This window comes from Halomonas saccharevitans (assembly GCF_900116405.1).
GTDB classification, from domain to species: domain Bacteria; phylum Pseudomonadota; class Gammaproteobacteria; order Pseudomonadales; family Halomonadaceae; genus Halomonas; species Halomonas saccharevitans.
Map to the genome: position 1 here is coordinate 1 of NZ_FPAQ01000011.1, position 15,506 is coordinate 15,506.

A 15,506-nucleotide genomic window follows, 5' to 3' on the forward strand; every position below is an offset into this window, starting at 1 on the left:
ACATGACGGCAGTGTCCCAGTGCCTGCGGGTCAGGGAGCGTCGGGCCGGTAGGAGAACCCCTGGCGGTCCTATGAGGCTCCCGCCCTCCGGGGCAGGGTGACCCTCGAGCGTAGAGCAGGGTAGCTCCGCGACGAAGTGATGACAGGTCGGTACCCAACCCACGAATACCAGAGAGATCCACCGTCGCTGATAGCCCCTCGCTTCCTGACCCGTAGGCATTGAGGACAACCGCATGCACTGAAGAGACAACCGAGCCCTTGACAGGTCAATCCATACCAGGGCCGGGCTTACAGGATATACCGCGACAGGTCCTCGTCCATCGCCAGCTCGCCGAGCTGGGAGTCGACGTAGGCGGCATCGATCGAGAGCGGGCTGCCGAAGTCGCCGCCCGCGTAGGAGGCCTCCTCGAGCAGGCGCTCCATCACGGTGTGCAGGCGGCGCGCGCCGATGTTCTCGGTGCCCTCGTTGACCTTCCAGGCGATCTCGGCGATGCGCGCGATGCCGTCCTCGGTGAAGGCGACCTCGAGCCCCTCGGTGGCGAGCAGCGCCTGGTACTGCTTGGTCAGCGCGGCGGACGGCTCGGTCAGGATGCGCTGGAAGTCGTCCGGTGTCAGGGCGTTGAGCTCGACGCGGATCGGCAGGCGGCCCTGCAGCTCGGGGATCAGGTCCGACGGGCGCGACAGGTGGAAGGCGCCGGAGGCGATGAAGAGGATGTGGTCGGTCTTGACCATGCCGTACTTGGTGGAGACCGTGGAGCCCTCGATCAGCGGCAGCAGGTCGCGCTGCACCCCCTCGCGGGAGACCTCGCCGCCGCTGGACTGGCCGCTGCCCTTCGACACCTTGTCGATCTCGTCGAGGAAGACGATGCCGTTCTGCTCCACCGCCTCGATGGCGCGGCTCTTGATGTCGTCCTCGTTGACCAGCTTGCCGGCCTCCTCGTCACGCAGCAGGCCGAGGGCGTCCTTCACCGCGACGCGGCGTGTCTCGCTCTTCTGCTTGCCCATGCCGGCGAACAGGTTCTGCAGCTGGCTGGTCATCTCCTCCATGCCCGGCGGGGTGTTGATGTCCACGCCGGGGCCCTGCGGCGTGACCTCGATGTCGATCTCCTTGTCGTCGAGCTGGCCTTCGCGCAGCTTCTTGCGGAACAGCTGGCGGGTCGAGCTGTCCTGGCGCGGCTCGTCTTCCTGGCCGCGGGGCGGCGGCAGCAGGGCGTCGAGGACGCGCTCCTCGGCGGCGTCCTCGGCGCGATGCCCGACCTCATTCTTGGCCTGCTCGCGGACCAGCTTGATGGCGGCCTCGGTCAGGTCGCGGATGATCGACTCGACGTCGCGGCCCACGTAGCCCACCTCGGTGAACTTGGTGGCCTCCACCTTGATGAAGGGCGCGCCGGCCAGCTTGGCCAGGCGGCGGGCGATCTCGGTCTTGCCAACGCCCGTGGGGCCGATCATCAGGATGTTCTTGGGCGTCACCTCGTGGCGCAGCTCGCCGTCGAGTTGCATGCGCCGCCAGCGGTTGCGCAGGGCCACGGCTACGGCGCGCTTGGCGTCCTGCTGGCCGACGATGTACTGGTCCAGGGCGTGGACGATCTCGCGGGGGGTCATCCGGGTCATGATCAGAGCTCTTCCAGCGTGACGTTGTGGTTGGTGAACACGCAGATGTCGCCGGCGATGGCCAGGGACTTCTCGGTGATCTCGCGGGCGGGCAGGTCGGTGTTCTCCAGCAGGGCGCGGGCCGAGGCCAGGGCGTAGTTGCCGCCGGAACCGATGGCGATGATGCCGCGCTCGGGCTCCACCACGTCGCCGTTGCCGGTGATGATCAGCGAGGCGTCCTTGTTGGCCACGGCGAGCAGCGCCTCGAGACGGCGCAGGGCGCGGTCGGTGCGCCAGTCCTTGGCCAGCTCCACGGCGGCCTTGACCAGGTTGCCCTGGTACTTCTCGAGCTGGGCCTCGAAGCGTTCGAAGAGGGTGAAGGCATCGGCGGTGCCGCCGGCGAAACCGGCCAGTACCTGGCCATGGTAGAGGCGACGCACCTTGCTGGCGTTGCCCTTCATCACGGTGTTGCCCAGCGAGACCTGGCCGTCACCGGCCAGCGCCACCTGGTCGCCGCGGCGCACGGAAACGATCGTGGTCATGGAGGGGACTCCTTGGGGGATGGAAAAACTCCCGATGACTGGCGGCGCCTCGGTCGGACCGAGGCGCCGGGGTGAACTCAAGGGAAAGTGCGGGCGGGTGGCGCGGAATTCAACCTTGGTCGTGCCTCCGCGGCGGGCGCGTCAGTTCTGCAGCTGGATCAGCAGCGGCTCGATGCCCTGGGTGGTCATCAGGTCCTGGGCGCGGTTGAGCTCGCGCCGATCGCTGTAGGGGCCGACCTGGACGCGGTGCCAGGTGTCGCCGCCGCCGGTCTTGACCTCGCTGATCTTGGCCAGCAGGCCGAAGTCCTTGAGGCGACCGGCCAGCCGGTCGGCGTCGCTGGCCGCACGGAAGGAGGCGGCCTGCAATACGAAGCGGGCATCGCCGTCCGCGCTCGCTGTGGCCGGCTGCGATGCGCCATCGGCCTCCATGTTGGCGGCGATCACCCGGGCGATGGGGTCGTCGTCGGAGGTCTCTGCGGTCGGCTCGGGGGCCGTCGGCTCGGGGCGCGGTGGCGGGGTCGCCGTGGAGCTCGGCACCTTGCCGCCCGGGGCGATCACCTCGGATTCCGGCAGCAGGGTGTAGAACTCGAAGGTCGGCATCGGCGGCTCGTCGGGCGTCTCGGCGCTCGCCTCTTCCTTGGGCGCCTGGCGGCCCTCCGGCTGGGAGAGCACTTCCGCCAGCGGCGAATCGCCGTCCTGCCAGGGCGCGGTGCCGTGCTGATGCTGGGCCAGCAGGAAGCCGGCCACCAGGCCGATGAGTCCCCACAGCCATCCCGGCACGCCGCGGCGCGGGGGCGGAGCGGCGCGGCGGCGGGGCGTGCTGGTGGCGCCGCGCTTCTTGGCGGGCTGCTTCCGGGTGGCCATGGCTTACATCTCCTCGGGCGCGCCGACACCCATCAGGTCCAGGCCGTTGCGCAGTACCTGGCGGGTGGCCAGGCCCAGCGCCAGGCGGGCGTTGCGCGCGTCGTCGTCGTCGACCATCACCTTCACCGCGTTGTAACAGGTGTGGAAGTCGGCGGCGAGGTCGAGCAGGTACTGGGCGATCTGCTGCGGCTCGTGGGCGGCGGCGGCGTGGGCGACCACCTCGGGGTAGCGGGCCAGACGGTTGAGCACCGCCTTCTCCTGATCGCTGTCGAGCAGGGCGAGATGGGCCATGGCGAGCTCATGGTCGAACGCCTGGTCCTCGGCGTCGGCCTTGCGCAGCATGCTGCAGACTCGGGCGTGGGCGTACTGCACGTAGTAGACCGGGTTGTCGTTGGACTGCGAACGGGCCAGGTCGATGTCGAAGGTCAGCTGCGAGTCGGCGCGACGGGCGGCGAGGAAGAAGCGCGTGGCGTCGCGCCCCACTTCGTCGATCAGGTCGCGCACGGTGACGTAGCTGCCGGCGCGCTTGGAGAGCTTCACCTCGACGCCGGAGCGGGTGACCATCACCATCTGGTGCAGCACATAGTCGGGCCAGCCCTTCGGGATGCCGGCCTCGAGGGCCTGGAGGCCGGCGCGCACCCGGGTCACGGTGGAGTGGTGGTCGGCGCCCTGCTCGTTGATCACCGTCGTGAAGCCGCGCTGCCACTTGTCGAGGTGGTAGGCGACGTCGGGCAGGAAGTAGGTGTACTGGCCGTCGGACTTGCGCATCACGCGGTCCTTGTCGTCACCGAAGTCGGTGGTGCGCAGCCACAGGGCGCCGTCCTGTTCATAGGTGTGGCCCTTGTCGATCAGACGCTCGACCGTTTCCTCGACCTTGCCCTGCTCGTAGAGCGAGGATTCAAGGAAGTAGACGTCGAACTCGACGCCGAAGGCCTTGAGGTCCAGGTCCTGCTCGCGGCGCAGGTAGGCCACGGCGAAATCGCGGATGGCCTCGAGGTCGTCCGGGTCGCCGGCGCCAGTGACGTGGCGGTCGTCGGCATGAACGGTCTCGCCGGCCAGATAGCTGTTGGCGACGTCGATGATGTAGCCGCCGCGGTAGCCGTCCTCGGGCCAGCCTGCGTCGTCGGGGTCGATGCCCTGCACCCGCGCCTGCACCGAGCGCGCCAGGTTGGCGATCTGGGCACCGGCGTCGTTGTAGTAGAACTCGCGGGTAACGTCATGGCCGGTGGCTTCCAGCAGCCGGCAGATGCAGTCGCCGATCGCCGCCCCGCGGCCGTGGCCGACGTGCAGCGGGCCGGTGGGGTTGGCGGAGACGAACTCGACCTGCACCTTCTGGCCCTTACCCGCCAGGTTTCGGCCGAAGGCGTCGCCGGCCTCGAGTACCTGGCGCACTACCTGGGCGGCGGCGTCGGTGGCGGCGAAGAAGTTGACGAAGCCGGGGCCGGCGATCTCGACCTTCTGCACGGCGTCGCTCTCGGGCAGCGCGGCGACCAGCGTCTCGGCCAGCTCGCGGGGTTTCTTCCCGGCCGGCTTCGCCAGCATCAGCGCCAGGTTGGTGGCGTAGTCGCCATGCGCCTTGTCGCGGGTCGGATCGACCTTGATGGTGGGGGCGATCTCGGCGGGCACGACGCCCTGTTGCCGGAGGTTGTCCAGGGCGCCCTCGAGCAGCGCGATGATGGTCTCTTTCATGGAAGTGTCCGGTGTCCTGTGGCGTGGGCGATGCGAAGCGACCGCCCGGGCGAGTCTGGGGCGCCATTATCGGCAATCGGCGCCGGGCTTTAAAGGTGTGGCGTCAGGCCAGTGTCTGCGGATCGATATCCAGCGACCATCTCACCCTCCGGGCCTCGGGGCGGGCCTCCAGCCAGGCGATCAACCAGGCCCCGGCCTCGTGGAGCCGACTGCGGCGCTCGGCGGAGAGCATCAGCTGCAGGTGATAGCGGTTCTGGCGGCGCTCCATGGGCGCCGGCACCGGTCCCAGGCAGTCGACCTCGAGGCCGCGCTCGACGAGCCAGGCGCGCAGCGCCTCGGCCGCCAGGCCGCCGAGCTCGACCACGGCCGCCTCGTTGGGCGCCTCCAGGCGCAGCAGGGCCAGGAAGCGGAAGGGTGGCAGCTGGGCAGCCCGGCGCTCGTCGAGAAGCTGGGCGGCCAGGGCGTCGTAGCCGGCATCGGCGAGCAGGCGCAGGTGCGGGTCGTCGGTATGCATCGTCTGCACCAGCACCCGGCCGGGATGGGCGGCGCGGCCGGCGCGTCCCGCCACCTGCTCGAGCAGCTGGGCGCTGTGCTCGAGTGCCCGGAAGTCGCTGGCATAGAGGCCGGCGTCGGCGTTGACCACCACGACCAGGGTGACATGGGGCAGGTGATGGCCCTTGGCCAGCATCTGGGTGCCCACCAGCAGGCAGGGCTCGCCGCGGCGCACCTCGGCGAGCACCTGCTCCAGGGCGTCGCGTCGCCGGGTGCTGTCGCGGTCGATGCGGTGCACCGGCGTTTCGGGGAAGAGCGCCGCCAGGGTCTCCTCGGTGCGCTCGGTGCCGCTGCCCAGCGGGCGCAGGTCGATGCTCTGGCACTCGGGGCAGGCGTCAGGCAGGGCGCGGCGGCGGTCGCAGTGGTGGCAGGCCAGCAGCGGCGGCTGGCGGTGCAGGGTCATGCGGGCATCGCAGTGGTCGCACTCGGCCAGCCAGCCGCAGGCGTGGCAGGCGAGCGTCGGGGCGAAGCCGCGGCGGTTGATGAAGACCAGCACCTGATGGCCGGCGGCCAGCGTCTCGCCGATGGTCTCGATCACCGGCGGGATCAGCCCGGCCCGGCGCTGGCGCCCGCGCAGGTCGGTAAGTTCGAGGCGTGCTGGGGCATAGCGGCTGGCGCGCCGCGTCAGGCGCAGGTGACGGTAGTCGCCGGCCTGGGCGCGCTGCAGGGTCTCCAGCGACGGCGTGGCCGTGCCCAGCAGCAGCGGGATGCGGTGATGGTGGGCGCGGGCCACGGCGAGGTCGCGGGCGTGGTAGCGCAGCCCGTCCTGCTGCTTGAAGGAGCCGTCATGCTCCTCGTCGACGATGATCACTCCCGGGCGTTCCAGCGGCGTGAAGATCGCCGAGCGGGTGCCGATGACGATCGGGGCCCGGCCGCTGGCGGCCGCCTCCCAGGCATCCAGGCGCTCGTGGTCGGTGAGCCCCGAGTGCAGCGCCACCACCGGCACCCGAAAGCGGCTGCGAAAGCGCGCCAGGGTCTGGGGCGTCAGGCCGATCTCGGGGACCAGCACCAGCGCCTGGCGGTGACGCCCGATGACGGCCTCGATGAGCTGCAGGTAGACCTCGGTCTTGCCGCTGCCGGTGACGCCATGCAGCAGGCAGGGGTGGAAGGCGTCGAGGCGCTCGTGCAGGGCGCCCAGCGCCGCGGCCTGTTCACCGTTGAGGGGGAGGGCGGGCTCGGCCAGCAGCTGGCCGTCGTCGCTCGGCGCGCTGGCCGAGAGCGGCTCCTCATGGCGCACCACCAGGCCCTTGTCGACCAGCGCGCGCAGCTGCTCGCGGGTGAACGACTGGGCGAGGATCGCCTGACTGGCCAGGCCGTGGGGGTGCTGGCGCAGCATGGCGAGCAGCTCGGCCTGGCGAGGCGCCCGGGCGAGGCCCGGCGGTTCGTGCTGCTCGCCCGCCGATGTCACGCACCAGCGCTCGCGGGTGCGTGAGGCCAGCGCGCGCCCCTGGCGCAGCAGCACTGGCATGGCCTGCTGCAGGGTGTCGCCGAGGGCGTGCTGATAGTAGCGGGCGGTGAAGCGGCACAGCCACAGCCAGTCGGCCGGCAGCGGCGCCTCGTCGAGGCAGGCGTCCACCGGCTTGAGGCGCGAGAGCGGCAGCTCGCTGGTGTGGCGGCACTCCGCCACGACGCCGACGACGCTGCGCCGGCCGAACGGTACCCGCACCCGCAACCCTGGCTGCCAGCCGCCGGGGGGCGCGGCGCGGCCGGGGAGGTAGTCGAACAGGCGGCGCAGCGGCGAGGGCACCGCCACGCCGAGCACCCGGGGCGCGGGGGGATGGGGGGAATCGGGCAATTGGCCTCCGGCGTCGGCTCTGCTAGAATACTTCGCCGCTGCGGACACCTTGGGTGCCTGGCGGTAACCGGTTCGCATGTACAGACAACCCGTATGCGGTGCCTGGCAGAAGATCAGGTGGCGGCATACAGCTTCGTGAGGCTCAAGATGAAACAAGGTATCCACCCGGATTACAAGGCGGTCAACGTGACCTGCTCCTGCGGCGCCTCCTTCGAGGTCGGCTCCACCTCTGGCCACGACTTCTCGCTGGACGTCTGCTCGCAGTGCCATCCGTTCTACACCGGCAAGCAGAAGCAGGCGACCACCGGCGGTCGCGTCGAGCGCTTCAACAAGCGCTTCGGTGCCGCTATCAAGCGCTGAGCCGACCGGCACATCGCTGACTCGAGAAACCCGCCCGCCGAGGCGGGTTTCTTCGTGTCTGGCCCTGCCAACGGCGGCAGCTGCCCGTGCCGTCGCCACGATAAGGAAAACGTTATGGTTGGAGCGTTCAGCCATAAGTTTCGACAAATGGCCGGAAACGTCTTCAAACGAGGCGGGAACGGGTTGGATATTGTGTGAGTTGAGGGCTCCGGAATTCTTGTATACACTAGCTGGCCCATCATCGGCTACCGGATACTCTCAGCATGACGGACGCGAAGAAGCAGGCGGCGCTGGATTACCACGCGAAACCTTTCCCCGGGAAGCTCTCGGTGGAGCTCACCAAGCCCACCGCCAGCGCTCGGGACCTGTCCCTGGCCTACAGCCCCGGGGTCGCAGAGCCGGTGCGCGAGATCGCCAATGATCCGGAGAACGCCTATCTCTATACCGGCAAGGGCAACCTGGTCGCGGTGATCTCCGATGGCAGCGCCATCCTCGGGCTCGGCAACCTGGGTCCCCTGGCGAGCAAGCCGGTGATGGAGGGCAAGGGCGTGCTGTTCAAGCGCTTCGCCGGCATCAACTCGGTGGACGTCGAGGTCAATGCCGAGAGCCCGCAGGCCTTCATCGACACCGTGGCGCGCATCGCCGATACCTGGGGTGGCATCAACCTCGAGGACATCAAGGCGCCCGAGTGCTTCGAGATCGAGCAGGCGCTGGTCGAGCAGTGCAGCATCCCGGTCTTCCATGATGACCAGCACGGCACCGCCATCGTCACCGCCGCGGGCATGCTCAACGCCCTGGATATCGCCGGCAAGTCGCTGGACAGCGCCCGCATCGTCTGCCTGGGCGCCGGCGCGGCCGCCATTGCCTGCATGAAGCTACTGGTCGCCTGCGGCGCGCATCCCGAGAACATCGTGATGCTCGACCGCAAGGGCGTGATCCACAGCGGCCGCGAGGACCTGAACCAGTACAAGGCGATGTTCGCCGTGGAGACGGACAAGCGCACCCTGACCGATGCCATCGACGGCGCCGACGTCTTCGTCGGCCTCTCCGGCCCCGGCCTGATGAGCGCCGAGCATATCCGCAGCATGGCCCCCAACCCGGTGGTCTTCGCCTGCACCAACCCGGATCCCGAGATCCATCCCGACCTGGCCCGCGAGATTCGCCCGGATGTGATCATGGCCACCGGTCGCTCCGACTATCCGAACCAGGTCAACAACGTGCTGGGCTTCCCATTCATCTTCCGCGGGGCCCTCGACGTGCGCGCCACCCGCATCAACGAGGAGATGAAGGTCGCCGCCGTCCATGCGCTGAAGGATCTGGCCCGCGAGCCGGTGCCCCAGGCGGTGCTGGAGGCCTACGAGATGGACGAGATGACCTTCGGGCCGAACTACATCATCCCCACCCCGGTAGACATCCGCCTGCTGGAGCGGGTGCCGGCGGCCGTGGCCCAGGCGGCGGTCGACTCCGGGGTGGCGCGCAAGCCCTATCCCTCCCACTATCCGCTGCGCTCCGCTGAGGACGTCTACGGCATCTGAGCCGCCGACGCTTCCGCGCTGCATGACGACGCCGGCCCTCGGGCCGGCGTCGTCGTTTCTGGGCAATGGGCTGCCGGGATGCGGTCTACCAGTTGTAGAGCAGGGAGGCCGAGGTGGTGCGATCGGTGCGAGCCTCGGCGTCCTCGGGCGGGCGCGAGGTGTCCTTGATCTCGTGGGAAAGCTTCAGGGCCAGGTGGGCGTTGAGGCGCGCGGTGAGCGAAGTCAGCGAGCGAGAGGTGACGTTGGCGTCGGTGGCTTCCACCGAGAGCTCCTGCCCGAGACTGGCGGTCTCCGAGAAGTCCCAGGCATAGGCCAGGGCGCCGTAGACCACGCCCAGCGACTCGTCTTCCCTGTCCACGATGCGATCGTAGCGATAGCCCGGTCCGGCCTCCAGCGAGAGCTGCTGACGTGCGTCGTCGAGCAGGTCGCGGCCATAGCCACCGATGGCGGTGAACTGCTGCTCGTAGCCGCTGAAGCGATCGCGGTCCCAGCGGGCGAAGCCGAACGCGTAGTGGGGCCCCTCGAGCTCAAAGCGCTCGCGGCCGGCGACCAGGTACTGTTCGGCGCTGGTCTCGCCGTCGCGGGAGACGTTGCGCACCTCGCCGCGCAGGGTGTGCGTCCATCTTCCCGTCAGCCAGGTGAGTCGGCCCTTGGCGATCAAGGTCTGACTGTTGGTGTTGCCCGACAGGTGGGTATAGCCCAGCTCGGCGCTGCCGGTGAGTCCCTCAGGGTGCTCCTCGGGCGGGGGTGGCGGCGCGTAGAAGGGGCTGGCCTGAGAGGCGCCGGCGATCGCCAGCAGCCCACCGAAGGCTAGCCAACGAGGCAGCCGGAAGGAGGAGGATGGGTACGACATGGTCAATCTCTGGGGGTGCCGCTGTCGTCGTCTGCCGACAGGGCGCCGTCGATGCAAAGGGTGGGGCGGCCTGGCGGCCGCCCGAAGCGGAGAGGCGGTGGCGGCCTAGAAGATGGCCTCGTAGGCGCCAGTGCCCTGGGAGCCGCTCTCGCGCTCGACCTCCTGCTCGACCCGGCGTGGCTGGAAGCCGGGCAGGTGGTCGACCATGAACAGTTCCTCGATGCCGCCGCTCTGTCCTTCGCGCAGGCGACGACCGGTGTCGGGGTCGATTCGCTCGCTCACCACGCCCCTGGGCCGCTCTGGCCAGCTTTCGGGCTGCCCGTTCAGGGCTTGGCCCATGAAGTCCATCCAGATCGGCAGGGCGACCTGCGAGCCGTACTCGGCGGTGCTCTCGTTGTTGTCCTTGCCCACCCAGGTGGTGGCCACGAGATCGCTGTTGAAGCCGGCGAACCAGGCGTCCCGCTGATCGTTGGTGGTGCCGGTCTTGCCGACGATATCACCACGCTCCAGGGCCAGGGCGCGGCGCGCGGTGCCGCGCTCGACCACGTCGCGCAGCATGTCGCGCAGGATATAGACGGCCGCCGGGTCGGCCACGCGGGGCGCTACTTCGTAGGTCTCGCCGTCGCGCTCGACCATGATCTGACCGTCGCTGCAGTCGCGGCAGGCGACGCGCGGCGAGGCCTCGTCGACGACGGAGGTGTCCTCGTCATCGCCACGGGTTACCCGGTCGATGAACCAGGGGGAGACCTGAAAGCCGCCGTTGGCCAGCACCGCATAGGCGTTGGTCATCTCCAGCGGCGTCAAGCTGGCGCTGCCCAGCGCCAGCGAGAGGCCGCGCGGCAGCTGGTCGGGATCGAGGCCGAAGCCCTCGAGGAATTCGATGGTGCGCTCCAGGCCCAGCGACTGCAGCACGCGAATGGTGACCAGGTTGCGCGAGCGTGCCAGGGCGGTCCTGAGTCGGGTCGGGCCGAGGAAGTCGCCGCTGGAGTTGGAGGGGCGCCACAGCTCGTCGCTGCCGTCCTGCAGTACCACCGGGGCGTCGTTGACCACGCTCGCCGGGTTCATCTCGCCGCTGTTGATCGCCGCGAGGTAGACGAACGGCTTGAAGATCGAGCCGGCCTGTCGGCGCGCCTGGGTGGCGCGGTTGAACTTGCTGGCGTCGAAGTCGAAGCCGCCCTGAAGGGCCAGGATGGCGCCGGTGTCGGGCTCCATCACCACCAGCGAGCCCTCGGCCTCGGGGCGCTGGGAGAGCCGCCAGCTGTCGTCCTCGTTCTCGAGGATGCGCACCAGCGAACCGCGCTCGGCGATGTCGTCGGCCGAATTCGGTGGCGTGCCGCGGCTGTAGGGGCTCAAGTAGGGATCCGCCCACTCCAGACCGTTCCAGGGCAGGGTGATGAGCCTGCCGCCGCGCGCCAGGACGCGCATCTCGCGGCCCTCGCTCTCGACCACGATGGCGGGCTTGAGCGGACCAAAGGCGGGCGTGCGCTCGAGCACCTGCAGCCAGTTGCTGACGTCGCCCTCGATGCCCTCGATCTCGGTCTGGCTGCGTTCGGCGGCGCGCCGTGCGGTCTGCATGATCTCCGGCGACTCGGCTAGCTCCTCCTCGAGCCCCTCGCGGTCGGTGCGCTCCTGGGCCTCGGCCAGGCTGCGCGGAATGTCGGTCTGCTCCGGGCCGCGCCAGCCGTGGCGGGTATCGTACTCGATCAGGCCGTTCGCCAGGGCGCGCCCGGCCAGCGGCTGCAGCTCGCTGTCCAGGGTGGTGTGGATGCGATAGCCGCCGGTATAGGCCCGGTCGCCATAGCGTTCGATGGCGAACTGGCGCGCCATCTCGGCCACGTAGTCGGCCTCCACCTCGACCTGGGCCAGGTGGCGGCGGGCGGTGACCGGCGCCTGTACGGCCTCCTCGTAGGCGGCCTCGTGGATGTAGCCCAGCTCGCGCATCCGAAACAGGATCCAGTTGCGGCGAATCAGCGCGCGTTCGGCGTTGGCCAGCGGATTGAAGGCCGACGGCGCCTTGGGCAGGCCGGCGATCATCGCCTTCTCGGCCAGGGTCAGTTCGCTCAGTGGCCGGTCGTAGTAGACCTCGGAGGCCGCCGCGATACCGTAGGCCCGATTGCCGAGATAGATCTTGTTGACGTAGAGCTCGAGGATCTCCGGCTTGGAGAGGATCTGCTCCATCTGCAGCGCCAGCAGGATCTCACGGATCTTGCGGGTGAAGGTCTGATCCAGCGTGAGCAGATAGTTGCGCGCCACCTGCATGGTGATCGTCGAGCCGCCGGACTGAATATCGCCGCCACTCGCCGCCAGCTCCACCGCGGCCCGCAGCAGGCCCTTCGGGTCGACGCCGGCATGGTCGAAGTAGGTCGCGTCCTCGGCCGCCAGCAGGGCGTCGATCAGCTCCTCGGGGATCTCGGCATATTCCACCGGGGTACGGCGCTCCTCGCCGAACTCGCCGATCAGCTTGCCGTCGCGGGTGAAGATACGCAGCGGCGTCTGCAGCTCGAAGCCCTGCAGCTGGCGCACGTCGGGCAGGCCGGGGGCGAAGTAGAGCGCGGCACCCACCACGCCCAGCACGCCGGCGGCGGACAGTGAGACCAGCAGCCAGAGGACGGAAACGACCAGGGTTCTAAGAAACTTCATGAAAATGCGGTATCCATGCTGGGAACGGGGGCGGAGTGGTGGCGATGCAATGGGCCTTCCCTCGCGGCGGCCATTATAGGAAGACGAGGGAGAGGTCACCAGCGTTGACGCCTGGCGACACCGCTGATCGTGTGAGATTCGGCAATATCATGTAATGTGCGATTACGCACTTGGGCATGACGATTATCATGCGTGATGGCCCGGTTTGAAATGAATCATCATAGTAAGCGGAAGAACGCACGGATCAGGCAGGGGCATGGCACACGATGCGACTAAGAGCACCCGGTAAGGGACTGATCGGTGTCGATATCACCTCGGCTACCGTCAAGGTCATCGAGCTGAAGCGCGCGGGTGGCCACTATCAGGTGGAAAGCTACGCCGTGCGGCCTCTGCGCGAGGGCGCCGTGATCGAGCGGCGGATCCGCGACATGCCGGCCGTGGTGGACGCCCTCAGACGGGCCGTGGATCATGCCCGGCCCGGCAGCCGCAACGCCGCCGTGGCCGTGCCGGCCGGTGCCGCGATCACCAAGGTGCTGTCCTTTCCCGCCTCGCTGGACGATGGCGAGATTGAGACGCGCATCCAGCTCGAGTCGGACCGACACATTCCGTTTCCGTTCAATGAAGTCGCCTTCGATTTCCAGCGCCTCGGCCTCAATTCACGCTACGGTGATCAGCAGGACGTCCTGCTGGTGGCCTGTCGCCAGCAGGACGTCAACCAGTTGACCGACGCGGTGCTGCAGGCGGGACTCACCCCGGCGGCCGTCGACGTCGAGACATTTGCCGTGGAGCGCGCCTTTCAGGAGCTTCGCCATCAGCTGCCGTCGGAGGGTGGCGAGCAAGAGTGCGTGGCGCTGGTCGACATCGGTGCCACCATGAACGCCTTTCAGGTGCTGCGCGACGGGCGCGTCACCTACAGCCGCGACACCGTCTTCGGCGGCCGCCAGCTGACCGACGAGATCCAGAACCGCTATGGGCTGACCCTCGAGGAGGCGGGGCTCGCCAAGAAGCGTGGCGGCCTGCCCGACGACTACCAGCGCAGCGTACTCGATCCCTTCCTCGATACCCTGGTTCAGCAGGTGGGACGCTCGCTGCAGCTCTACTATACCGCCGGGCGCAAGCAGGAGGTGCGCCACATGATCCTGGCCGGCGGCACCAGCGTGCTGCCGGGCCTGGCCGAGCGGCTGGCCGAAGAGAGTGGTATGGAGGTGGTGATCGCCAATCCCTTTCGCCGCATGAAGGTCAACGCCCGGATCGACGTGCCGACCCTGGCCGGTGATGCCCCGGCCATGCTGACCGCCTGCGGCCTGGCGATGAGGGTGGGTAAATGACCACCATCGAGATCAATCTGCTCCCCTGGCGGGAGGAGATGCGCGCTCGTCGCGGCAAGCGATTCACCCTGGCATTGGCGCTGAGCGCGCTGGTCGGCCTGGGCGGCGGCTACGGCATGACCTGGCACTACGATCAGCGCTTGAGTGCTCAGCAGGAGCGCAATCGGTTCGTCGCGGCCGAAGCCCAGAAGCTCGACGCCGCGATACGCGAAATCAGCGAGCTGGAGCAGATTCGACAAACCATGGAGTCCCAGGTGCGGGTCTTCACGGCGCTCCAGACCGGGCGCGCGCAGACCGTTCACGTCTTCAACGACCTGGTGGATAGCCTTGTCGACGGGGTGCATTACACCGGGCTCGATCGACAGGGAGACACGCTACGAATGACCGGCGTGGCCGAGAACAATCGGCAAGTCTCCGACCAGCTGCGGGCGCTGGATGCGGCGGCCTCCCTCTCTCGGCCAGTGCTGTCCGAGGTCGAAGTCGAGCAGGAGGGAGCGCTTCGGCGTTTCAGCTTGAGCCTCACTCAGCACCTGCCGTCTGCGCCCGATGACGCGCCGGGGGGAGAGCCATGAGGTGGGCAGATGAGTGGCGCCGACTGAAAAGCGTCGACTGGGGCGAGCTGGATATCAAGGAGGCCGGTAGCTGGCCCTTCTTGCTGCAGCTGATCTGCTGCGTGCTGACGCTGAGTCTGACCCTGGCAGGCATGTACTGGTATCTGGGGGCGCCCAAGGCCGAGGCGCTGGAGCAGGCCAGGGCGGAAGAGGCGCGGCTGATCGGGAATTATCGAAGCAAGGCGGCGCAGGCGGCGCATCTAGACGTCATGCGTGAAGAGATGGCCGTGCTCGATGAGCGCATGGGCGATCTTCGCGAGATGCTGCCCACGGATGCCGAGGTGCCGTCGTTGATCGATAACATCAGCGAAGCGGCGATCAGTAACCAGCTTTCCATCGAATTCATCCGCCTGCGCAGTCCCGTCGCCCAGGAGTTCTACCTCGAGCAGCCGTTCGATATCCGCGTGCAGGGCGGCTATCACAGCATCGCGAAATTTCTGACCACGGTCGCCGGCTTGCCGCGCATCGTCACCCAGCATGATCTGACGCTCGAGCCCGTCGAGGAAGCGCAGGGCCAGCAACTGCAGCTCTCCATGCTCGCCCGCACCTACAGCTACCGCCAGCCCGACGAGGAGGCCCCGTGACCCGTATCAGTCTGCGATACGCGTTTCTCGCCGTCGGCATGGGGCTGTTAGTTGGCTGCGCGGATCCTGAGTTGCGCCAACTCGAACAGCGGCTGGTCGAGGTGCGAGCGAATCCGGGGGAGGTGCCCCAGCTGGACCTCCCGGACATTCCGCCGATCGATCGGGTGTCGTACGTTGGCAACGAGGCTCGCAGCCCCTTCGTCCCGCATCGCATGCAGGATCGGCGAGTGGCTCCGCAGGCCGGCGACCTGGCACCCTCTTCGGATCGCCCGCGAGCGCCGCTCGAGGCCTACGATCTTGCCGAGCTGGATCTGGTGGGGATATTGACGGTGGGCGGTAAGCCGTCGGCGCTGGTGCGCGGGCCCGGCGGCAAGGTCCATCGAGTGGGGGTCGGCGACTACATGGGCCACGATCACGGGCGCATCGTGAGCATCACCGAGTCCTCTCTGGTGCTGGTGGAGACCGTGCTGGAAAACAATACCTGGCAGGAGCGCTCCAGGCAGATCGCCCTGGGTGAGGGCGCATAACACATTCATGCCATGCCACCGGACGGGTGGCTGGCC

The 15,506-nt window shown here is 68.5% G+C and carries 13 protein-coding genes; 6 read left to right on the plus strand and 7 right to left on the minus strand.

What is annotated here, in order from left to right; all coding sequences use genetic code 11:
* Nucleotides 1-288: 288 nt before the first annotated feature.
* The 5 genes from hslU to BM388_RS06755 form a co-directional block, all read right to left on the minus strand.
* On the minus strand, nucleotides 289-1,611 hold the full coding sequence (gene hslU, locus BM388_RS06735) for an ATP-dependent protease ATPase subunit HslU (protein ID WP_089848478.1): 1,323 nt from the start codon (nucleotides 1,609-1,611) through the stop codon (nucleotides 289-291).
* Between the two features lie 2 nt (nucleotides 1,612-1,613).
* Nucleotides 1,614-2,132 carry an ATP-dependent protease subunit HslV gene (gene hslV, locus BM388_RS06740; RefSeq protein ID WP_089848480.1) on the minus strand — a complete coding sequence of 173 codons (519 nt, stop codon included), beginning with the start codon at nucleotides 2,130-2,132 and terminating at the stop codon, nucleotides 1,614-1,616.
* Between the two features lie 141 nt (nucleotides 2,133-2,273).
* Nucleotides 2,274-2,996, minus strand: a complete 723-nt coding sequence (locus BM388_RS06745; RefSeq protein WP_089848481.1) for an SPOR domain-containing protein — start codon at nucleotides 2,994-2,996, stop codon at nucleotides 2,274-2,276.
* Between the two features lie 3 nt (nucleotides 2,997-2,999).
* Nucleotides 3,000-4,685: an arginine--tRNA ligase gene (argS, locus tag BM388_RS06750; protein WP_089848482.1), complete on the minus strand. Its 1,686-nt coding sequence runs from the start codon at nucleotides 4,683-4,685 to the stop codon at nucleotides 3,000-3,002.
* A gap of 103 nt (nucleotides 4,686-4,788) precedes the next feature.
* Complete coding sequence (locus BM388_RS06755) at nucleotides 4,789-7,032, minus strand: primosomal protein N' (RefSeq protein WP_245781477.1); 2,244 nt, start codon at nucleotides 7,030-7,032, stop codon at nucleotides 4,789-4,791.
* Between the two features lie 147 nt (nucleotides 7,033-7,179).
* Between BM388_RS06755 and rpmE the strand changes: the two genes are divergently transcribed.
* The gene (gene rpmE, locus BM388_RS06760) at nucleotides 7,180-7,392 is read left to right on the plus strand and encodes a 50S ribosomal protein L31 (RefSeq protein WP_089848581.1); all 213 of its coding nucleotides are present in this window, start codon (nucleotides 7,180-7,182) and stop codon (nucleotides 7,390-7,392) included.
* 263 nt (nucleotides 7,393-7,655) lie between these two features.
* Nucleotides 7,656-8,927 carry a malic enzyme-like NAD(P)-binding protein gene (locus BM388_RS06765; RefSeq protein ID WP_089848484.1) on the plus strand — a complete coding sequence of 424 codons (1,272 nt, stop codon included), beginning with the start codon at nucleotides 7,656-7,658 and terminating at the stop codon, nucleotides 8,925-8,927.
* A gap of 85 nt (nucleotides 8,928-9,012) precedes the next feature.
* On the opposite strand, the gene BM388_RS06770 is transcribed toward BM388_RS06765, so the two are convergent.
* Together BM388_RS06770 and BM388_RS06775 are read right to left on the minus strand one after the other, a co-directional pair.
* Nucleotides 9,013-9,780, minus strand: coding sequence for a DUF481 domain-containing protein (locus BM388_RS06770; RefSeq protein ID WP_089848485.1), 768 nt, complete (start codon nucleotides 9,778-9,780; stop codon nucleotides 9,013-9,015).
* A 105-nt stretch (nucleotides 9,781-9,885) separates the two neighbouring features.
* Nucleotides 9,886-12,420, minus strand: a complete 2,535-nt coding sequence (locus BM388_RS06775) for a penicillin-binding protein 1A (RefSeq protein ID WP_089848486.1) — start codon at nucleotides 12,418-12,420, stop codon at nucleotides 9,886-9,888.
* Nucleotides 12,421-12,686: 266 nt separating this feature from the next.
* Between BM388_RS06775 and pilM the strand changes: the two genes are divergently transcribed.
* From pilM to BM388_RS06795, 4 genes are read left to right on the plus strand one after another with little or no spacing between them, the layout of a single operon-like run.
* On the plus strand, nucleotides 12,687-13,748 hold the full coding sequence (gene pilM / locus BM388_RS06780) for a type IV pilus assembly protein PilM (protein WP_089848487.1): 1,062 nt from the start codon (nucleotides 12,687-12,689) through the stop codon (nucleotides 13,746-13,748).
* A complete protein-coding gene (locus tag BM388_RS06785) occupies nucleotides 13,745-14,320 on the plus strand; it encodes a PilN domain-containing protein (RefSeq protein WP_089848488.1) in 576 nt (191 codons plus the stop codon). The genes pilM and BM388_RS06785 overlap by 4 nt, the downstream gene beginning before the upstream one ends.
* Nucleotides 14,317-14,943, plus strand: a complete 627-nt coding sequence (locus BM388_RS06790) for a type IV pilus inner membrane component PilO (protein ID WP_089848489.1) — start codon at nucleotides 14,317-14,319, stop codon at nucleotides 14,941-14,943. The genes BM388_RS06785 and BM388_RS06790 overlap by 4 nt, the downstream gene beginning before the upstream one ends.
* Entirely contained in the window at nucleotides 14,940-15,470 is a 531-nt protein-coding gene (locus BM388_RS06795; RefSeq protein ID WP_245781478.1) for a pilus assembly protein PilP, read from the plus strand. Before BM388_RS06790 ends, BM388_RS06795 begins: the two co-directional genes overlap by 4 nt.
* The last annotated feature ends 36 nt before the right edge of the window (nucleotides 15,471-15,506 follow it).